15 protein-coding genes and 4 pseudogenes are annotated in these 19,724 nt (G+C 68.7%); 13 read left to right on the plus strand and 6 right to left on the minus strand.

Features of this window, described 5'->3' with window-relative positions; translation table 11 throughout:
• Positions 1-211: 211 nt before the first annotated feature.
• On the minus strand, positions 212-1,459 hold the full coding sequence (locus tag J7I98_RS37530) for a CdaR family transcriptional regulator (RefSeq protein WP_214929554.1): 1,248 nt from the start codon (positions 1,457-1,459) through the stop codon (positions 212-214).
• A 114-nt stretch (positions 1,460-1,573) separates the two neighbouring features.
• Between J7I98_RS37530 and lysA the strand changes: the two genes are divergently transcribed.
• From lysA to J7I98_RS37550, 4 genes and pseudogenes are all read left to right on the plus strand, one after another.
• The gene (gene lysA / locus J7I98_RS37535; protein ID WP_214929555.1) at positions 1,574-2,857 is read left to right on the plus strand and encodes a diaminopimelate decarboxylase; all 1,284 of its coding nucleotides are present in this window, start codon (positions 1,574-1,576) and stop codon (positions 2,855-2,857) included.
• A gap of 74 nt (positions 2,858-2,931) precedes the next feature.
• A pseudogene (locus J7I98_RS37540) lies at positions 2,932-4,369 on the plus strand (APC family permease).
• Positions 4,370-5,162: 793 nt separating this feature from the next.
• Positions 5,163-7,157, plus strand: coding sequence for a squalene--hopene cyclase (gene shc / locus J7I98_RS37545; protein ID WP_214929556.1), 1,995 nt, complete (start codon positions 5,163-5,165; stop codon positions 7,155-7,157).
• 171 nt (positions 7,158-7,328) lie between these two features.
• Positions 7,329-8,714: a cytochrome P450 gene (locus J7I98_RS37550; protein WP_214929565.1), complete on the plus strand. Its 1,386-nt coding sequence runs from the start codon at positions 7,329-7,331 to the stop codon at positions 8,712-8,714.
• Between the two features lie 359 nt (positions 8,715-9,073).
• Here J7I98_RS37550 and J7I98_RS37555 read toward each other — a convergent pair whose 3' ends face one another.
• Positions 9,074-9,697, minus strand: a complete 624-nt coding sequence (locus J7I98_RS37555; protein ID WP_214929557.1) for an SMP-30/gluconolactonase/LRE family protein — start codon at positions 9,695-9,697, stop codon at positions 9,074-9,076.
• 594 nt (positions 9,698-10,291) lie between these two features.
• Between J7I98_RS37555 and J7I98_RS37560 the strand changes: the two genes are divergently transcribed.
• The gene (locus tag J7I98_RS37560; RefSeq protein ID WP_214929558.1) at positions 10,292-10,513 is read left to right on the plus strand and encodes a hypothetical protein; all 222 of its coding nucleotides are present in this window, start codon (positions 10,292-10,294) and stop codon (positions 10,511-10,513) included.
• A 529-nt stretch (positions 10,514-11,042) separates the two neighbouring features.
• On the opposite strand, the gene J7I98_RS37565 is transcribed toward J7I98_RS37560, so the two are convergent.
• A complete protein-coding gene (locus J7I98_RS37565) occupies positions 11,043-12,434 on the minus strand; it encodes an aminotransferase class V-fold PLP-dependent enzyme (RefSeq protein ID WP_251021770.1) in 1,392 nt (463 codons plus the stop codon).
• A 560-nt stretch (positions 12,435-12,994) separates the two neighbouring features.
• Here J7I98_RS37565 and J7I98_RS37570 point away from each other — a divergent pair.
• The 4 genes and pseudogenes from J7I98_RS37570 to J7I98_RS37585 all read left to right on the plus strand — a co-directional run.
• Positions 12,995-13,365: pseudogene (locus J7I98_RS37570) on the plus strand (transposase); the annotation flags it as partial.
• Between the two features lie 44 nt (positions 13,366-13,409).
• Positions 13,410-13,542: pseudogene (locus tag J7I98_RS37575) on the plus strand (IS5/IS1182 family transposase); the annotation flags it as partial.
• 135 nt (positions 13,543-13,677) lie between these two features.
• Positions 13,678-13,821, plus strand: coding sequence for a hypothetical protein (locus J7I98_RS37580; protein WP_214929559.1), 144 nt, complete (start codon positions 13,678-13,680; stop codon positions 13,819-13,821).
• A 19-nt stretch (positions 13,822-13,840) separates the two neighbouring features.
• Complete coding sequence (locus J7I98_RS37585; protein ID WP_214929560.1) at positions 13,841-14,095, plus strand: integrase core domain-containing protein; 255 nt, start codon at positions 13,841-13,843, stop codon at positions 14,093-14,095.
• Positions 14,096-14,146: 51 nt separating this feature from the next.
• Here the strand turns inward: J7I98_RS37585 and J7I98_RS37590 are convergent, their stop codons facing one another.
• Entirely contained in the window at positions 14,147-14,524 is a 378-nt protein-coding gene (locus tag J7I98_RS37590; protein WP_214929561.1) for a hypothetical protein, read from the minus strand.
• Positions 14,525-14,620: 96 nt separating this feature from the next.
• Here J7I98_RS37590 and J7I98_RS37595 point away from each other — a divergent pair, with 96 nt between their 5' ends.
• Positions 14,621-15,379, plus strand: coding sequence for a hypothetical protein (locus J7I98_RS37595; RefSeq protein ID WP_214929562.1), 759 nt, complete (start codon positions 14,621-14,623; stop codon positions 15,377-15,379).
• Between the two features lie 70 nt (positions 15,380-15,449).
• On the opposite strand, the gene J7I98_RS37600 is transcribed toward J7I98_RS37595, so the two are convergent.
• On the minus strand, positions 15,450-16,001 hold the full coding sequence (locus tag J7I98_RS37600) for a hypothetical protein (RefSeq protein WP_214929563.1): 552 nt from the start codon (positions 15,999-16,001) through the stop codon (positions 15,450-15,452).
• 135 nt (positions 16,002-16,136) lie between these two features.
• Between J7I98_RS37600 and J7I98_RS37605 the strand changes: the two genes are divergently transcribed.
• On the plus strand, positions 16,137-16,475 hold the full coding sequence (locus tag J7I98_RS37605) for a hypothetical protein (protein ID WP_214929564.1): 339 nt from the start codon (positions 16,137-16,139) through the stop codon (positions 16,473-16,475).
• A gap of 189 nt (positions 16,476-16,664) precedes the next feature.
• On the opposite strand, the gene J7I98_RS41875 is transcribed toward J7I98_RS37605, so the two are convergent.
• Positions 16,665-16,934 carry a hypothetical protein gene (locus tag J7I98_RS41875; protein ID WP_251021771.1) on the minus strand — a complete coding sequence of 90 codons (270 nt, stop codon included), beginning with the start codon at positions 16,932-16,934 and terminating at the stop codon, positions 16,665-16,667.
• A gap of 339 nt (positions 16,935-17,273) precedes the next feature.
• On the opposite strand from J7I98_RS41875, the gene J7I98_RS37615 reads away from it, so the two are divergent.
• A complete protein-coding gene (locus J7I98_RS37615; protein ID WP_308378073.1) occupies positions 17,274-17,783 on the plus strand; it encodes a hypothetical protein in 510 nt (169 codons plus the stop codon).
• 451 nt (positions 17,784-18,234) lie between these two features.
• Positions 18,235-19,471: pseudogene (locus J7I98_RS37620) on the plus strand (IS1380 family transposase); the annotation flags it as partial.
• Positions 19,472-19,724 lie beyond the last annotated feature (253 nt).

The raw sequence follows: 19,724 nt of genomic DNA on the forward strand, positions 1-19,724 counted from the left end.
CACACCACAGGAGTCACCTCACGACCATCCCGTCCCAGGAACGTAAGGCTCGACCATCCCGTCCCAGGAACGTAAGGCCAACTACGGGGTTCTGACCGCGCTTCCGTGATGGCTACGCCAGAAAGACGGCCTGCGTCCAGGCTGGCGCAGCTGGCGGGCTTCGTATCGGTTTCCACCCTCAGACTCACACGCTGGGCACCTGGTGGGCGGGCTAGGACTGGGAGCGGCCTGCTTTGCCGGCTCCGATGCGGAGCTGGAACCAGCTGGAGAGACGGGTGTCCGGGTCGTCCAGGTCGAGGCCGAAGAGTTCGCGGCTGCGGCGTAGCCGGTACTTGAGGGTGTTCTGGTGGATGGTCAGGCGGCTTGCCGCTTCACTGATGTTTCCGACGGCGTCCAGCCAGGCGCTCACAGACGCCGCGTAGTGGGTGTGGTGGGTGCGGTCGTGTTCGAGCATCGCCTCGATGCCCGGGTGGCGCAGCCTCGGCCGCCGTGTGAGTTCGTCCGCCAGGTGTGTGAGCAGGACCCGGGCGTGGACGTCGGCCAAGGCTGCGACCGCGGGTGCCTCGGGATCGCGGGCGGTCACGCGCAGTACGTCGTCGACCTCCGCACGCAGCTCGGCCAGCTCGGACAGCCCCGTGGCGGATTCACTGAGGGCGGCACGCAGCGGCTGGGTGCGGGGCCGGGCGACGGCCGCGAGAGCCTGTGCGGCCAGGCGCCGTCCTGATTCCGGGTCCTCGCCCGGCAGCAGGGCGTAGACGGCGCCGGGGGCGGTGGCGACTGCGGCCGAGGGGCGTACGGCCGACCAGTGCCGGCCCAGGTCCCCTCCCAACCGAGTGAGCAGAGCCTGCACCTCCGGGGGTGCGCCGGCTGGGGCGAAACCGATCAGCAGCACCGGTGTGCCCGCCGGCAGGCCGAGGCGGTAGGCAGTCTCCTGCGGCGGCGCGGCGCCATCCAGAGCGGCGCGCAGTGCCTGGTCGCGGGAGTGGAGTTCCAGTGCGGCGGCGCCGCGACGGCGGAGCATGTGCAGGGCTGCGGTTCGGGCGCCGTCCAGCAGGGCATGCTCCCCCGCCGCGTCGAGAGGGTTGTGGTCCTCGATAGCCCAGATCGTGCCCAGCGGGAGGTCTCCCGCGCGGATGGCGACAGCGGCGCGGGGCAGTTCGCTGTCGGCCAGGGCTGGGAGGCGTACGACGCCGGTGGCGGCCAGCACCTCACGGTACTGGCGCACCTGTCCCTCGCCCTGGGGGCCTGGTTGGTCGGGGACGCGTCGGCCGAGGATGCCCTGGCGGCGCAGCTCGTCGATACGGCCGCCCGGCACCGTGGAGTAGGCGAGGACGCGGGTGTCGAGGTCCTCGATGGCCACGGAACCGCCGATGACCACGGCGATGGCGTCGGCGAGAGCGAACAGCTCCTCGCCGGTCCCATCGCTGCTGTCCGGGATTGTCAGATCCGACCACGTCATGGCGGCATCGTAGGCGATCGCGACAAAGCAGGGGAGGGGTGGCGGCCTCCAGCATGGTGCGACCGGCCGACCCCGCCCTGGGAACCGGCTGTGCCCCACCCGTGGAGGAAGATCATGTCCGTCGCGCTCGCACCAGCTGCCCCGCCGTCCCAGGAAGCCCTCCTCGGGCTGTTTCCGCCGGGCACGGCGCTCACTCCTACCGGTGAGCTGTTGATCGGCGGCTGTCGGGTGACCGACCTTGCAGAGCGATTCGGTACTCCCGCGCTGATCGTCGACGAGGCAGCACTGCGCCACCGCGCCCGCCGGTACGCCGACGGGCTCGCAGCCCGATGGGAGAAGTCACGGGTGGCGTTCGCCTCCAAGGCGTTCCCGTGCACGGCCGTGTACCGGCTGCTGGCGGAGGAGGGGCTGAGCATCGACGTCGCGGGCGGCGGTGAGCTGGCCCTGGCCCTGGCCGGTGGAGTCGACCCGGCTTCGCTGGTGGTGCACGGAAACGCCAAGACGGAAGCGGAACTGCGGATGGCGATGGAGGCCGGTGCCGGGTTGATCGTCATCGACAACCTCGACGACATCGACCGGCTGGAGCGGATCGTCACGACGGAGCAGCCAGTCCTGGTCCGGGTGACGCCGGGGATCCGCCCGGACACCCACGCCGCGGTCTCCACCGGGCAGGACGGGTCGAAGTTCGGCCTGCCCCTGCCCCAGGCGCGCGAGGCGATCGCCCGGCTGCGCGCAAGTGACCGGCTGCGGCTGGATGGTGTCCACGTCCACATCGGCTCCCAGATCCTCGACACCGATCCGTTCGCCCGGGCCGTGGAAGCCGTCGCCGGTCTCGGCACGTTCGCCGTCTACGACCTGGGAGGTGGCCTCGGTGCCCGCTACACCTACGGTGACCACCCGCCCACCATCGAGGAGTACCTGGACACCTTGGTGGGGACGGCCAGGAAGGTGCTGCCCTCCGATGCGGAGATCATCATCGAGCCCGGCCGGTCGATGGTGGCGGAGGCCGGGGTGACGCTCTACCGGGTGGTCACCGTCAAGTACGGCGAGCCGGTCTTCGCCGCCGTGGACGGCGGGATGGCGGACAACCTGGAAGTCGCCCTGCACGGGCAGCGATTCGAAGCCACCGTCGCCACCCGCGTGGGCGGCGGCGCACCCCACCACCTGGTGGGCAGGCACTGCGAGTCCGGCGACACCCTCAGCGCCGACGTACTCCTGCGCGACCCGCGCCCCGGCGACCTGATCGCCGTACCGGCCACCGGCGCCTACTGCTTCTCCCTCAGCAACAACTACAACGGCGCGCTGCGGCCCCCCGTCGTCTTCTGCCAGAACGGCCAGGCACGAGCCGTGGTCCGCCGGGAAACGTACGGCGACCTGACACGCCGCGACCTCCCCTGACCCCACCTGCCGCCCAGCCGAAGAACCGGCCTCCCACGAAAGCCGTAACCACCCCGCCCCTTGAAGGAGTTCCGATGCCCATTCGGCCGACGCTGCGCCAGCAGCTCCTCAGACGCAAGCCCCTGCACACCTTCACGAGCGAGGCGGAAAGCGGCGGGCTGCGCCGCACTCTGGGCCCCTTCCAGCTCACGATGATCGGGATCGACGCCACGATCGGCACCGGAATCTTCTTCCTGCTCGGCAGCGCGGTTCCGGAAGCCGGACCGGCCGTGATCGTGTCCTTCGCCCTCGCGGCGGTGGCCGCGGCCCTCACCGCGCTCTGCTACGCGGAGCTGACCTCGGCGGTGCCGGTGTCCGGCTCCTCGTACTCCTACGCGTACGCCACCCTGGGCGAGTTCGCGGCCTGGGCCGTGGGCTGGTGCCTGCTGCTCGAGTACGCCGTCTCCGGCGCCGCCATCGCGGTGAGCTGGGGTCAGTACCTCAACGACCTCACCCAGCGCCTCTTCGGCTTCCAGATGCCCGACGCGATATCGGCACCGCCGGGCGCGGGCGGATACATCAACCTGCCCGGCGTCGTCCTGGTGGGCCTGTGCTGCCTGCTCCTGGTCCGTGGCGCCAAGGAATCGGCCCTGGTCAAACCGTCATGGTACTGATCAAGCTCGGTGTGCTGGTCCTGTTCATCGCCGTCGGCATCACCGGTTTCGACTCCGGGAACCTGCAGCCCTTCGCCCCCATGGGCATGGCCGGCATCAGCACCGCCGCGGCCACCGTCTTCTTCGCCTTCATCGGCCTCGACGCCGTCTCCACCGCCGGCGAGGAGGTCCACAACCCCCGCCGCACCCTGCCCCTGGCCATCGTCGGGGCCCTGATCGTCGTCACCACCCTGTACATCCTCGTGGCCGTCGTCGGTGTCGGCGCCCAGCCCTGGACGGCCTTCGAGGACCAGCAGGCAGGGCTCTCCGCCATCCTCGGCGACATCACCGGAGCCAGCTGGCCCGCCATCCTGCTCTCCGCCGGGGCGGTGCTCTCCCTCGTCAGCGTCACCCTCGTGGTGCTCTACGGGCAGAGCCGCATCCTCTACACCATGGGCCGCGACGGCATGCTGCCCCCGCCTTCCGCCACGTCAGCCCGCGCACCGGCACCCCGGCCGTCGCCACCCTCCTGACCAGCGGCTTCGTCGCACTCCTCGCAGCCGTGTTTCCCCTCGGCCTGCTGGCCGACCTCACCAGCATGGGCACCCTCGCGGCTTTCGCCGTCGTCTCACTCGGCGTGATGATCCTGCGGCGCACCGCCCCGGATCTCGACCGCGGCTTCCAGGTCCCCGGATATCCCGTCGTCCCCGTCCTGTCGATCCTGGCCTGCGGCTACCTCATCTATGAACTGCCGCTCGACACCTACCTCCTCTTCGGAGGCTGGCTGACCCTTGCCCTGGCCGTCTACCTCCTCTACAGCCGCAAGAACTCACGGCTCGAAGAGGCAGCCGAACCCGCTGGAGAACAGGCCTTGGCCTGACACGCAAGGTTGTGCTCCTGCGAGGGGGCGATGAGGGCAGCCCGAGGGGGCTTCGTAGGCTGGGCGGCCAGCCGCCCGGGTTTGACCGTGCTCCGTGAAGGCCCAGGCAGCCGCCAGCCACGAGTGCTTTGCCCGCAGAACCCTGCGCTGCTCAGGCGGTTGCACGGCGGCTGCCCGGTCTGGGCACAAGCCATCGTTCTGGCGTAGTCATCACGGAAGAGATGCTGTTGGCGATCTTCGGTAAGTGAGCCGTTGCGTCCCAGCCGTCGCTGGTCACCCGTCGGCGCGGAAAGCTGAAGCACTGGCCGGAGACGACATGAGGTCACTTTCATTGACTACGAGCCCGGCACGCCGCACTCGGCGCGACCGCGCGGTTCCGGCGGGACCCAGCAAGATCACCAACAGCATCCGAAAGAGCGGTCAGAACCCCTACTTGGCCACGTTGGCCAAGTAGGGCGCTCAGCGCCGGGCGACCACCGTGCATGCGACAGGTGTGCTGCTATCGCCTGGTGGGCAAGTCCGCTCACCGAGGAGTTCCGGTGGGGTTCTCGGGCATGCGGCGGCCCCGGTGGATACAGCATCGGGAGCTCCGGGGTTACGCCCGCTCCTGCAGGCTGGGTGAGTTGACGAGGGCGACTGAGTGGGCGGACGTCGGGCCGGCGCCCCCGTTGTTGAGAACACGTTCGGAGTAATGATCTGCGTGGCGTCGCTGGGATCTGCTTCACGTCGTTGGAGCGGTAAGAGCACCAGGAGGAGCCGCTCCTGGTCTGCACCGACTGTGAGGCCCTACCCGATGCGCTTATCCGACCGCACTCTGAACAAGGCGGACACTGGGAACGATGCCCCCGCCCTCCGTCCGACAGCGAGCCAGTTGGCTGAACGCGCCACCGCGCTGGCCGTTCGGCATCTGCTGTCCCGACAAAATACTGAGGGCTGGTGGAAGGGCGACCTTGAGTGCAGTGTGACGAGCGACGCCGAAGACCTGCTGCTCCGGCAGTTCCTCGGGATCCAGGATGGGAAGACCACCCACGCCGCCCGCCTCTTCATCCGCGGCGGGCAACGCGAGGACGGCGCCTGGTCCACCTTCCATGGAGGGTCGGGCGACCTCTCCACCACCATCGAGGCGTACGTCGCCCTGCGGCTCGCCGGAGATGCTCCCGACGAGCCGCACATGGCCAAAGCGGCCGCGTGGATTCGCGCGCACGGCGGCATTGCTGCCAGCCGGGTCTTCACTCGCATCTGGCTCGCGCTGTTCGGCTGGTGGAAGTGGGAGGACCTGCCAGCGCTGCCACCCGAGCTGATCTTCATGCCCAGGTGGTTCCCGTTCAACATTTATCACTTCGCCTGCTGGGCCAGGCAGGCCATCGTGCCGCTCACTGTCGTCTCCGCAATGCGCCCCGTACGGCCCGCACCGTTCGGCCTTGACGAGCTGCATACCGAGGCGGGTGTGCCTGGTCCCACCAGGCGGCGTGCTCCGGTGAGAGGTTGGGGCGGCTTCTTCCTGTGCGTCGACAGGGCGCTGGCTGCGTATCACAAGGTGGCACCGCGTCGGCTGCGCCAGGCCGCCATGAACAGTGCTGCGCGCTGGATCATCGAGCGGCAGGAGAACGACGGCTGCTGGGGTGGCATTCAGGTGGATGCCACGTACTCGTTGATCGCCCTGCACCTGCTCGGCTACGAGCTGGACCATCCGGTCATGCGCGCGGGCCTGACATCGCTGGATGCCTTTGCCGTCTGGCGCGAGGACGGCGCCCGCATGATCGAAGTCAGCCAGTCGCCCGTGTGGGACACGAGTCTGGCTGTCAGCGCTCTCGCCGACGCGGGAGTGCCCTCCGACCACCCGGCCTTGGTCAAAGCCGCTGACTGGATGCTGGGAAAGCAGCACCTTCGGCCCGGCGACTGGGCCGTCCGCAGGCCCGGCCTCGACCCGGGCGGCTGGGCCTTTCAGTTCCACAATGACAACAACCCGGACCTCGACGACACCGCCGAGGTCATCCTCGCGCTGCGACGCGTCCAGCACCCTGACCCGGTACGGGTCGACGCGGCGATCGAGCGTGGCCTTCGCTGGAGCCTTGGCATGCAGTCCAGGAACGGTGGCTGGGGAGCCTTCGACGCCGACAACACCAGCGCGATCGTCGGTCGGCTGCCGTTCTGCGACTTCGGTGAGGTCACCGACCCGCCGTCCGCCGACGTCACCGCCCACATCGTGGAAATGCTTGCCCTCGAGGGCAAGTCCGCTGACCCGCGCACCGGGCGCGGTGTCGCATGGCTCCTGGCGGAACAGGAGGTGTCCGGAGCCTGGTTCGGCCGTTGGGGCGTCAACTACGTTTACGGCACCGGCGCGGTGGTCCCCGCGCTGATGGCTGCCGGGCTGCCCGCGGCGCACGCAGCGATCCGCCGTGCCGTTACCTGGCTGTCGTCCGTACAGAACGACGACGGGGGCTGGGGCGAAGACCCGCGCTCCTACCGGGACGAACGGTGGGCGGGGCAGGGCACATCCACCGCTTCGCAGACTGCCTGGGCGTTGCTCGCCCTCCTGGCGGCCGGCGAGTGGGAGAGCGAGAGTGTCGTGGGGGGAATCGGCTGGCTCGCCCAGGCACAGCGCGAAGACGGCACGTGGGACGAGCCGTACTTCACGGGCACGGGTTTCCCCGGGGACTGCTCGATCAACTACCACCTCTACCGCCAGGTCTTCCCCCTCATGGCACTCGGCCGCTACCTGCACAAGAGTCCGCTGGGGCAGCCCTTTGGCAGGACCACGGGCGTACCGTCATCACGGCAGCCCTGACCAACCCCCGGAGCGGCCAGACGACGGGCCTTGCACCCGTTGGCGACTGGGCGCGTATTCGGCGGAACTGAGCGGGATATGTGACCGGCACCGTAGTAGGGGCGGCCGGAGCCGCCTCAGCCGCAGCGCTGCTTTCTCCTGGACGAAACCGTTCGGGAGTCGGTTCGTTGGCTGGGAGTGCCCACTGTCCCGTTTCTTCCTGTTGCTGGCCCGCGTGGGCTGCCGCTGCTTGGAAACCTGCCCGCTTTCGGCCGGGACCCGTTGGCGTTCTTGGTGCGCCTGCGCGACGACTTCGGGGACGTGGTGACCTGGTCGCTCGGCCCGATGCGGATCATCTTCCTCTCGCACCCCGAGCACATCGCGGAATTGCTTGGGGCCGACGAACGACGCTACGAGACCCCGGATATCGGCTGGTCGTTCAGACGATTGGTCGGCGACAGCGTCATCCGCAGCCAGGGCGCCGACTGGCGCCGCAAGCGATCCCTCGTCCAGCCGACCGTCCGCCCCCGCCAGGTGCGCGCCTACGCGACGACGATGGTCGACTGCGCCGTGGCGCTTGCGGACCGTTGGCAGGACGGGAGCCGGGTCGATGTGCTGCGGGAGATGACTCTGCTCACGCAGCGGATCGTGGTCCGCACCCTGTTCGGCAACGACGTCGGGGACCAGGCCCGCGCTCTTGGCGACGCGATGACGGTGGCTGGAGGAGAGATCGGCGCCGAACTGCGGGGTGTCGGGCTCTTCCTGCCGGCTTGGGCGCGCACCCCCGCTCGGCGGCGCCTGCTTCGCGCCGTCGCGACGGTCGATACCGAGATCGATCGGCTCATCCGCGCCCGACAAACATCGAAGGGCCTGGGCAACGATGGCGAGGACCTGCTGAGCAGACTGCTCGCAGCCCGGGACGAGGGAGGCAGGTCGCTCACCCCCAGGGAGGTGCGGGACGAGGCGGTGACCATGTGGTTCGGTGGCCACGAGACCACGTCCACGGCGCTGGCTTGGTCCTGGTACCTCCTGTCGACATCCCCGCACGCCCGGGAACGGCTCACCACGGAGCTCGACCGCGTCCTGGACGGGCGTCCCCCGACCATCGACGACTATGAGCATCTGGCCTGGACCCAACAGATCGTCAAAGAAGCCCTGCGACTCTATCCGCCCGGGTGGATGATCCCTCCCAGAGTGGCGCAGGACGGCGCTGTCCTCGGAGGCACCCCGGTCCCGGCCAGGACCATGGTCTGGTGCAGCCAGTGGGTCACCCACCGAGACGCCCGCTGGTTCCCCGACCCCACGGCCTTCCGACCTGAACGCTGGGACACGGATCCTCAACAGGCGGTGCCCCAGCACGCCTGGTTTCCGTTCGGGGGCGGCCAGCGCAGCTGTCTCGGCGCGCGGTTCGCCCTGGTAGAGGCAGCCTTAGTGCTCGCGACGCTGGCCCAGCGCTTCCACATCGACGTCGACCCAGGCGAGGTGGCTCCGACGGCCGGCCTGCAGCTCCAGCCAGCTATATCACTGCGGGCCACCCTGCGAGCCAGCTCCTACCGGCCTGTCCGGCCTGCTAACTAGGACTGTCTCACCTCATCGTCCTGACCGGCGGACAGGCCGGTGACGCGCCCGCTTTCGCGGACGTAATGGCCTGCCTGCACATTCCGCGCCCGCATGCTCAAGCAGAGCCTCGGCTGGACCAGGCTGCGGGCGCGGACGAGCTGTTGAACGAGGCGGAAGTGGTGGGGCGCTGGGTGGTGCCTCAGGGGTAACGGGCTAAGCCCGCACAAGGGCCGCCCGCGCGACTGGAAACCCGTCGCGAATACGGTCGACGGGTCGCGCGCATCCCCGCGGTACACAGTCTTCGGATTCACCCGCCCTCGGGATCGACCCGGAGTTCCCGGAGGTCTGAGCAGGGGCGTCAGGTGCGCCGGCCCGGCTCACGGGATCTCGTAGATCCCCCCGTCGATGCCCGCCCGGTAGAGCCGGCCCTCCGAGAAGCCACGCCCGCCCTGCCCGTACGTGATCTGGGTGGACAGGGGCAGTCCCGACGCGACGGCGCAGAGGGTGCCACCCTCGGCCCGCCAGATCTGGCCCGCCGTGTGGGTGGCGATCAGCGGACGGCCGCGGTCGTCGAGGGTGAGGCCGTCGGGGAGGGCCAGGGTGTCGGTCCCGTCGGTGGAGATCCAGCGCTGCGGGTGCCCTGGATCGGCCACGGGGATGCGGTAGAGGCCGGGGGCGACGGTGGTCTGGACGACGTACACCTGGCTCCCGTCCGGTGAGACGGCGATGCCGTTGGGCTGCGCCACGCGCGCCCAGTCGTGGTCGACCCTGCCATCAGGCGTGACGCGGCCGATGGTCCGGCCGCCCAGAGTGGTCGTGTACACCGTGCCGTCGGGCGCGAGGGCGACGCCGTCGATGCCGCCGAGCCCCGAGGCGAACGTGCTCACCGCCCCCGAATCCGGGTCCACCAGCAGGAGCTTCGACACCGGGAAGACGTCGCCCGTGAGCGAGTGGAGGAGGTCGTTGCCGGTACCCACGAGCAGTTGTCCGTCCTCGCGCACGACGATCCCGCCGTTCGCGCCGATGCCTCCGGTGATCGGGACCGGGGTGCTGCCCGGGGCGTCGATGCGGTAGACCCGGCCGGAGTGGAACCCTTCAGTGGCTGGGCTGGCCGGCGGACGGGTGGCAACCCACGGGGGCCCTTACGCCGCCCGCCCTTCTCGTCCCACGCGCCCCCATCCAGGGACAACGCTTTGAGCACACCGATAATCATCAGCCTGCGGCGGCGCCCGGCCTTATGCCTCGCCGTCGCGGCGTTCCGCGGGGATGCTGCTGGTGGGCCTGCCTGCCACTGCGCAGGCCGCAGCCCGGCGACTACGCCAAGATCACTTCCGGCGGCAGGTGCGACAAGATGCACCTGAAGAAGATCTTCTCCCGCACTCCCAACAGCTCCGGCGCACCCACCGGCCGACACCACTGGACGAAGTCCGGCCCGGATGGAGAGCTACGCACGTCCATTGAGACGAAGAAAGCTCTCACCCCCCTGACCCGGGGTCGGAGCCAGTCACCATTTCCGCAGGTCAGCCGCGTGCTTACAGGCTACCCGGCCACGCTTCGTCACGGCGGATTAGGCAGCTTCTAGTTACCCTGGGCACATGGGCAGCAACGAAGGACGCAGGACCGTCCAGGGCCCGCAGGCAGAGCCGCAGCACGTATGCCCCGCCTGCGGACAGCCTGTCGATACGGCCCTCAAACGACGCAAGATCCTCGGCGTGTGGGCCCCCGTCTGGGAGCCCCAGCCATGCCGCAACCCCGACTGCGTACGGTATGTCGAGGAGAGGGCGGACGAGTCGGACAAGGATGCCGAGACCGGCTGAAGTGCGGCTCTGTCGGCGTACTCGTCGAAGTGGCTCTGGCAAGATTCGTAGCCGAAGATCAAGCCGGGACACGGGCGGTGGGTTCGGGGTAGCGGCGGCGTGAGTGCGCGATCAGTACGACTCGCTGCCGGAGCCACACCAGCATGCTCGTGGACATCGTTACACCCACCGGCCGACGTCGTGGTGACAGGCACAGCTGACACGACGGCCGTCCTGGGCCTGATCGATCCGTGCCGAGACGCATGCTCGGATTGGCCGCTACGGCCGGTCGCCTCGCGCCTGGCTACTTGCCCCTGAAGAAGTCGGTGTTGCCGCTGGGTTGACCCGCAGAATCGCGCAACTTCGGGTACGCGGTCCTACCGCGATCACGAGCAGGGTCAGGGCCCGGCCGGGACATGAACCGACGCCTGGCCGCCGTCGGCTACATGTGGGCCTTCGCCGCCCTGCGCTCCATGGAACCATCTCCCGCCCGTCGCCGGGCCCTGTGCCGAACGCCCCAGCAACGCCCCGGGAAAGCCAAGAAAGGCTTTCAGCGGGTGAGATCAGCCAGGCTGTTGAGCGCGGTGTCGATCTCTGCTGGAGTGTTGATGACGGCGGTGCCGATGCGGGTGTAGGTCGAGGTGGACAGCCGCACGCGGTGAGCGGCGGCGTGGTCGACGACCTGCTGATGGGTGTGGCCTGCCACACTGAAACAGGTGAGGCCCGCCGACAGTTCCGGGTCGGCAGGAGTGTGCACGGTGACCCCGCGGATGCGGCTCAGTCCTTGTTTCACCCGGGTCGACAGCTGTGTGATCCGGGTGGCAACGCGTGCTCGGCCCAGCTGCTCATGCAGCGCCACCGCCACCGGCAGGGCGAAAGCATGCTCGAACGCCAGAAACCCGCCGGGCGACAGGGACGCTGCTCCCCCGCCCCTGATGAAGCTCACGAACGTGGGCCGCAGCTGCTCCAGGACGTCCGGCGCCACCCAGACCAGCCCCGTTCCCCTTGGACCGAACAGCCATTTGTGCGTTCCGGCGATCACCACGTCAGCGCCCAGACCGGCGGCGTCCTCGTCGACTGCCGCCAGCCCGTGCACGCCGTCGACGACCAGCAGGCACCGGTCGGCAGGACTGCGCCCTTCATTGGCCCGGCGCACCACCTCGGCCACCGCACGCACCGGCATCCGAAGCCCCGTGCTGGACTGCACCCAGGTGATCCCCACGACTCTGGTGTTCGGGCGTATCGCCTCGCCGACTGCCGCTGCGATGCCGTCCGCCGTCGCGGTGGCCGGATCGGCGAACCAGGAGACCAGCCGCACCGTGTTGCCCTGCTTTTCGGCGGCCAACCGGGCGGCGGTGCGATGGGAGATGTGGTCGTGCTCCGTCAACAGGAACTCTTGTCCCGGACGGGTCACGACGCCGTTGTAGACAACACCCAGCCCGATACTCGTGCTCGCCGTCATCGCGATGTCCTCGGCCCGGCCTCCCAGATAGGCCGCGAGCGCCTGGCGTACCCGGGGCCATCCGGTCGGACCGTCGGGCAGCGCCATCCCCGTGGGCACCGACAGAGGATTGGCGTCGACCTGTGCACTCAGATGATCCACCGCATCCCGCACCACCTTCGGATGCGACGCCAGGTAGAACAACGCGAGGTTCACCCATCCCGGCTCCAGACGAAACTGCGCCCGCAAGGCGTCCCAGTCCACGCGCCCGTCGACCGTAGTGACCGGCCGCTCCCGTGGTGTGTTCACCCTTGCCGCGCCGGAGCTGGGCACGAGGGTGACCGCCACAGCTCCCGCAGATTTCGCCAGCAGACCGCGCCGACTCGTCATCGACATCCAGCACCCCTTTGCACCGCGACCGGTGGAGCGGCGGCGGAATAGCTGTCGGTGCCCTTCTGGTAACGAGGTTAAGCGAGGTGGCCGGGGTGCCGACAGCACCATCACCCAAACGGCCTCTGTCCGTGAAGCGATGTCAAGTCAGACACCCTTCTTCCGGCGGATCGCTCTCGCTGTCCAGGGCATGGCGAGTCTTGTCGAGCATCTGGTGCCGGACGAGCTGTGGGAGCTGTTCCGGTGGGTGGTGTCACTGACGGAGGTCATGCGCCCGCAGGGTGGAGGCCGGCCTCACCACCGGAGCCGCGCCTCTTCGTGCTGCGCGAGGACGGAGACCTGGACTGGTACGAGCCCGTCGGCGCCGACCCGTTCGTCATCCACGATGCCGACACCACGCCCCCAGCGGGCATCGGGGCAGACTCCCTCTTCGCCCCCCCCCACGCCGGGGAGGTGCCGCGCGGCGCCTCCGGCGTCGTGTGGATCTCCGGCGCCATCCGGCTGGGCGACGGCGTCATCGGCGGGTCGACGGACACCCCCCGCGGGTCGTCCACCACTCCACCGAGTCCCCGGCCGGCGGCAAGTACCTCGAGTCCGTGGTTCGTATCTGGTGCCAGCTGCCCGTGGCCGCGACAGTGGAGGTGGGTCGGTGACGGCCGGGGGGGGTGGCGATATTGCGTGTCACGGGAATACAGGACACATGGTGGGAGATGCTTCCGGAGCAAGCGCGGCAGCTGTCGGCTGAGCTGGCCGTGATCGATGCGTTCTTGGACGAGACGAGAGGTTCATCACCCCGTGGCGGGCGGTATTCGCCGAGCGGCTGGGGCGGCTGGGGCGACCGTCGGTGCCGGTCGAGACGCTGCTGCGACTGCTCTATCTCAAGCACCGGTACCAGCTGGGTTACGAGACGCTGTGCCGTGAGGTCGCGGATTCCCTGAGCTGGCGACGGTTCTGCCGAATCCCGTTGACTTCCCCTGTGCCGCATCCGACCACGTTGATAAAACTGATGGGCCGCAGCGGCGCGCGGACCGTCGAACAGCTAAGGAGGTCCCGTTAATCGCTGGTCACGGGTGAAATGATCTTGGTGTGGCTGGTGTGATCACGGCGTCGGAGCCGTGTTGGATAGGTCCGTTCACCGGGCTGAGCCCGCGCTGCTTCGGCAAGTTTGTTGACCGCGGTGCGCCGCGAGACCGCTGCCGAGCTCCAGCGCGGGCGGCCCAATGGACGGAGTCCATTCCGGCCGGGCGCCTGCGCCAAGTGCCGCACGCGGGTTCGACGTTCCCCCTGGCGAGCCTGGACGGCGCCCATGTAGGCCAGGGCGACTGCGTGCGTCCGGCTGAACGTGTCTGCCTTCTTGGTCAGCACGCTGCGGCGCAACTCGTTGAGGGGCACCGTCGTCGACGCCCTGGCGGCGGCCGAGCGGACCCGTGGCAGCCTCGTCGGCGCCGTGATGCACACGGACCACGGAGCCCCAGTACACGAGCCGGGCATTCACTGACGCCTGCCGCCGGGCGGGTGTGAGCCAGTCCACGAGCGCCGTCGGCAGCTCGGCCGACAACACGCTCGCGGACAGCTGGAACGCGACCTGCAAGAGGGAGACCCTCCACGGCCGCAAGGCCTGGAGCGACGAGCGTAAAGCCCGGCTCGACCTGTTCCAGTGGCTGCACCACTACAACACCCGACGCCGTCACTCGAGCCACGGACAACGCAGCCCCATCGCCTACGAGACGGCACTCGGAACAACATCAACTAACCTGGCCCAAGCCGCATAAGCCCGTGTCCAGGACTCGGGGTCAAGGCCCGTTGGGCAAGGTGGTACAGCCTCAATGCCGCCTGATCCAGCGCCGCCATGGCGACATGGGCTTGCTGAAGCCCGGTGCCGGGGGCTCGGGCAGCTTCTGCCAGGGACGGTAGGTCTCCAGCTCGTCGGCGAGCCGCCGTAGGAAGTCGCGGAACTCGGCCTCGGTGTACGGCCGCTGCCCGTCAAACGGGGGAAAGGAATCGGCGAGCGGAACGTCCTCGGCCAGCGACGTGCGCAGCCCCTCCAGCTGCTTGGCCATAGATACATCGACTACTGGCTGCAGCTGCATGGCCACCGCGAATCGGCGAACCATCTGGTCGTCCAGCTCCATCCCCGCATTCCTGTACAGCGCTGCGTACAGAATGGAGTTGATCATTCCGTGCGCCCACACCTCGGCCATGCCACCATCCCCCCTCGTGATAAGGCAGGGCAGCTGTACGGGGGTCGCGCCTCATCGTCCCCAGCCGTCCCCTCACAGTCTGGCAGACTCGGCGGGGTGATCAGAAAGCCGCCTCCGCCTCTCCCTACCGTCGTTTTCGACGTTCCCGACGGGCACGGCGCGATCGAGGTGACCGGGGACGAAGGGGGGAGTCTGCTCCTGCTGGCGGGCGACCCGGTGCTGCTGGAAGCCAGCGACGGCTGCGGCAGTGTGGGTTGGCTGGCGGCTCGCGCGGGGGCCTGCGGACCGGGCATCGCCGAGGTCAAGTCCTTGACCGAGTGGCTGAGCGCCCCCGAGCTCATTCCGCATCCCCGTACTGGTCAGGCCGATCCGCCGGATCCGGAGCGGTTGCGTCCGTTGCTGTCCCTGCTCGCTCCGGGCCGGTACGTGATGACCGCGGAGATAGCCCCGCACCGTCTGCGGGTCGTCCATCCCCGCGTCCGTCAGGTCCACCACTGGTACCCCGATGAGGACCTCGCTCTGGTTACCACTGACTCCTGGCCGCCCCGCGACCTCGCCACCGTACGGAGCTACCGCGACCGCATCCGCACCGGGACCGCCCTCCCCGCGCTGGTGGCGCTGTTCCCCACCGCCGAAAGCTGGGTGGGTTACCTGCTCGATGGGCACCACAAACTGGCTGCCTACAAGCAGGCGGGCTCCAGCCCCCTGGTCATCAGGCTGACCCCGGCAGAACCTCGCCCCTTCCGGCTCGAAGACCTCGGCCGGGCCCGGTCGGCCTTCCATGACGGCACGCCCGAACGTGCGCATGATGCGCTGCACAGAGTGTTCGCCTGTCTACGGGACGAAGCCAGATAGGCGGCACGCGGCACCCCGCCCGCCGACAGGTACGGCTCATCAGCGCATGAACTGCCGTCAGGGCTCGGTGTTACAGCCTGTCCATGGCGTCCCGAGCGGCATCGATCGCTCCGGCACGCGCCTTTGCCCGGTCGTTGTCACTGCGGCTGTACTGCACAGAGACCACCATGTTGCTGCGGCGGAACATGACCTGGGCAGAAATACTGATGTCAGTGGTCTCGCGGAAGCGGACGAACGCCTCGTCCCCCAGACCGGACAGCGCCTCCAGCGTCCCGCGCTCCCAGAACTTGCCGTACTCGTCGCGCTCCCTTGAAATGTCCCTCTGCGCCGTGTCCACGGTGGCCATCCGCAAGGCCAAGAGATGCACGTTGGCCCGTGGGATCCGCTTTTCGCGTGGCGCCGCCCAGGTGCAGGACACCGTGTCCTCTCGCTCGGACGCCAGATTCGGGATCAGCCGATGCACCGTCAGCGGGGAAACTAGCGCGCAGTACCTGGGGTCAGCCTCGAACTCGCCGTTGCCTGACTGATCCCACCACCGCCATGAGCCGACGGCGACGACAAGGACGATGAATATCGCACCGGCAGTGAGGACTTGGCGGGATACGCTGGGGGCAGTGATCACTGCGGCAGCATAGTCTCTCCCTGGGCCAGTTCAGCAGGACAACGTGAACATGCATCCCGATGTGGATGCAGCCCCACGAGGCGTTCAAGCCGTCTTGACTCGATCATTGAGCACGGGGCCGCTAATGTGCTGGCCATGTCGCCAATAGCTCGTGTCATACAGATAGTCCTGATCCTTTCCGGATTTGCCACACTGGGAACCGCCGCCGTGTGGGAGCTGGAAGAGGACACCCAGTGGCGTTGCTGGAGCCAGACTCAGGAATCAATGCCCGTTCAATACTGCGACGCGACGGACGGCAGGAATACAACGATCATCTTGGGAATGGCCGGGCTCGCCCTGGAGATCGCAGGTGTCTCCGTCGCGGTCGGCGCGCGCCGACGCGACAACACCCCTGCACAGCAGGCCCCGGTGATCGCGCCGACGCCTGGCCCCGGGCCATTGCCGCATATCCCCGCCGCTCCTCAGGCCCAGTAGCCGACGCGCCGTCCGCAGGATCCGCCTTCTCCCTCGCCTCCGCCACGGGCTCTGCTCCCGCCAGAGCGTCTCAGTAGCTTCTCTCAAAGTTGCCCGCAGTGCGGGGTCCCCGCCGGACAGGGCGGCTAGGCAAGGGCGTTCGAGCATCAGCCGTACACAATGCCTCCATGAGCGACCACTACGAAGTCGTCAAAGCGGGCAGGTCTCAGCTTCCGCAACCCCACCAGCCGGATCAAAGTCGGCCAGTACGAGTACGGCGTGCTGACCGCGCTCGTCCCCGACCAGGTCGACCGGTCCGTCGCGGCGGCCACCGCCCCGGCGGCACGACTGATCCTCGCCCTCGCCACGGTGGATGCCGCCAGGGTCGCCCAGATCGGCCCCCTTGCACTTGACGACCTCCACATCGGCAACCGTCGGCTGCCCCATCGCCGGACGTGTCCGCTCACTGGACGATCTCACGTTGAAACTGCTGCTGGGCTGGCTGGAGCACCGACGGAGCTGGTGGCCAAGCACAGCGAACCTCCACCTGCTGATCAACAACCAGACCGCCACCAAGACGAGCCGAGCCAGCAACCACTGAGGACGCGACGCTGGAGCGTCTCCGCGTCGACCGGCAACTCGAAGAGGCCCTCACCCACGGGCCCGATCCGCTCCACCTCGCCGAGGTGTTCAGGCTCGACGAGAAGAACGCGATGCGCTACGGGGACTCCGCACGAGCCCTGCTGGAACAGGCCGCTGAACAGCAACTTCGACGAAACCTGCTCGACCGGGACGCACCGTGAAGGGAATCATGGGCGGGTGACGTCGACCGAAGCAGCAGCAACCGCCCTACAGGACCATGCCGCCCTCTGGAGCATGGGAGAAATCAGTGCCAGCGACGTCGTCAGGGCCGCCTGCGATGCGCTCGTCGCCGGCCTCGACAGCCCCGGGCTCCGGGCGCTGGCCGCCTGCACGCGCGCCGAGGCGGACTACGACGTGCACGAGTTGCTCCCCGAAGCACTCAACGAACTCGGCCTCACCTTCTATCTTGTCGCGAGCGATGCCGGCCAAGCAGCCGCCGCCCGAGCGCTCGCACGCCGCATGCTCGCAGGCGAGCTGACACCTCGGGAGTTCACTTTCCGGATTCACCAGCGCTACGGACATGAGCTGTCGCTGAGTGAGCGGCTCGCCGAACTCTATGACGAGTACGACGTCCTCGAATACGGCGACAGCACAGTGGACCAGGTCGACGCTGAGGTCACGGCCGAAGCGCGCCGTCTCGCAGCCCACCCTCACGTTCCCGCCGAACCCACGGACACACCCAGCTGATGCACACAGACCGCCCCGCTAGTTCCTGCTGCAGGCTCAGTTTCCCTGAACTCACGGGGCTCGACGGTCTTGGTACTGGACCATCGGTTGTGAGGCTCGTTGGCCGTGCAGCTGTCGTGCTCCGCCGCCTACTGGGGCCCTTACGCGTGTCGGCAGCTGCGCGACGGGAGGTCAACAAGTCGGAAGGTCGGGCGCGCAGGGAGGCCGAGACGACGCGGATCATCCTCATGCGCACCACGACCGCACGTGGCGTGATCTATTGGCGCGGACCATTCAGGGTCTCGAACTGGGGCTGCTGGTGGACATAGCCCCATTCGACGAAGCGATGACCACCGCTCGGAACGGCATGCAGTCCGCTCTGGATCACGCAGTGCACGATGGCATCTGGATCCAGCAGACCGGCTACGGCCGCCCCTCTGCTGCTGTCGGCTCCGACCAGCTTCGCGTGCTGGCGGCCCGGGCGCCGTGGCGCAGGCCTCGGGCGGTGCACGTTCCGGGCAAGATCCTGCTGGATGTGGCCCTGGCGGTCGCGCTCGGCGAGGACTGCCTGGCGGACGTGGGCATGCTGTGGGCCGAGTCGGCCGTGTTCGGTGCGGTGGTCTCCGATCCCACGGTCTCCCGCCTCGTCGACGCGCTCGCCTCGGCCGGGCCGAAGGCCCTTGCCGCGATCCGCACCGCACGGGACCAAGTCCGCGAGTATGCCTGGAAGTTGACCAGCCCAGCTGATCCAGGCGCCGGCGCACAGGTGATCGTGGATATCGACGGAGTACTCGTGCTGGAGCACTCCGGGGAACAGGACGCCGCCGCGGCCTGGACGAAGACGTTCGGGCACCACCCGCTGATGGCCTTCGTCGACCACGGCCAAGGCGGCAGTGGGGAGCCGGTCGCCGCTGCGGCCCGGCAACGCGGGCAGCAACACGGCCGCCGACCATCTCACCACGGCCCAACTGGCCCTGGCCCAGCTGCCAAAGAAGTACCGGCGCGGGCACCAGACGCTGATCCGGACCGACTCCGGCGGCGGCACCCACAAGTTCGTGACCTGGCTCGCGAAGCGCGGAAGCTGTCCTACTCGTCGGAATGACCATCACCGACGTCATTCATCAAACCGTCCTGAAGGTCCCCGCCTCTGCCTGGACAGCGGCCGTCGAGCCCGGCGGGGAGATCCGTGACGGTGCCTGGGTGGCCGAGCTCGACGGCGACGCCCTCAAGGGCTGGCCGAAGGGATGCGACTGATCGTCCGCAAGGAACGTCCGCACCCCGGCGCCCAGTTGCGCTTCACCGACGCCGACGGACTACGGCTGACCTGCTTCGCCACCAACACCACCAAGATGGCGATCGCCGCCCTCGAACTGCGCCACCGTCAGCGGGCACGAGCCGAGGACCGTATCCGAAACGCGCGCGCCACCGGCCTGCGCAACCTGCCCCTCCACGACACCGCGCAAAACCAGATCTGGCTGGAGATCGTCCAGCTCGCCCTGGACCTGCTCGCCTGGATGCCGATGCTCGCCCTCACCGGCCAGGCCCGACTCTGGGAGCCTCGCCGCCTGCGGCTCCGTCTGTTCTCCGCCGCCGCCCAGCTCGTCACCACCGCCCGCCGACGGCACCTCAGATTCGCCCGACACTAGCCATGGACCGACGTCATCACCGCAGCGATGCAGCGACTCGACGCCCTCCCGAACCCCGGCTGACCAGCCAACTCACCTGCCCCGACGAACCTCACCCGCCCACCGGAGCCGTGGAACCCGGCGCCCACCCGACGCGACAGCCGGGCCCTCACCCTGCCCGCACTCCGTCCAACAAGCCCAAACAACCCGCCAGTTGAACTGACGAGCCGTCACGAAAAATCGAGGCTAAGCCCAATACCAGTGACTTAAGGGTCGCGGCTGGTAGCGTGGCGTCCAGGAGGTGCCTGGATGCCGCGGCCTGGTCAGGTCAAGCCGG

The organism is Streptomyces sp. ISL-98 (assembly GCF_018614055.1).
GTDB classification, from domain to species: Bacteria; Actinomycetota; Actinomycetes; order Streptomycetales; family Streptomycetaceae; genus Streptomyces; species Streptomyces spiramyceticus.

Bases quoted from the DNA above. Each gene is read 5' to 3' on its own strand.
- J7I98_RS37530 (WP_214929554.1), bottom strand. From the start codon at position 1,459: ATGACGTGGTCGGATCTGACAATCCCGGACAGCAGCGATGGGACCGGC.
- lysA (WP_214929555.1), top strand. From the start codon at position 1,574: ATGTCCGTCGCGCTCGCACCAGCTGCCCCGCCGTCCCAGGAAGCCCTC.
- shc (WP_214929556.1), top strand. From the start codon at position 5,163: ATGCGCTTATCCGACCGCACTCTGAACAAGGCGGACACTGGGAACGAT.
- J7I98_RS37560 (WP_214929558.1), top strand. From the start codon at position 10,292: ATGGGCAGCAACGAAGGACGCAGGACCGTCCAGGGCCCGCAGGCAGAG.
- J7I98_RS37565 (WP_251021770.1), bottom strand. From the start codon at position 12,434: ATGGTGCTGTCGGCACCCCGGCCACCTCGCTTAACCTCGTTACCAGAA.
- J7I98_RS37590 (WP_214929561.1), bottom strand. From the start codon at position 14,524: ATGGCCGAGGTGTGGGCGCACGGAATGATCAACTCCATTCTGTACGCA.
- J7I98_RS37605 (WP_214929564.1), top strand. From the start codon at position 16,137: ATGTCGCCAATAGCTCGTGTCATACAGATAGTCCTGATCCTTTCCGGA.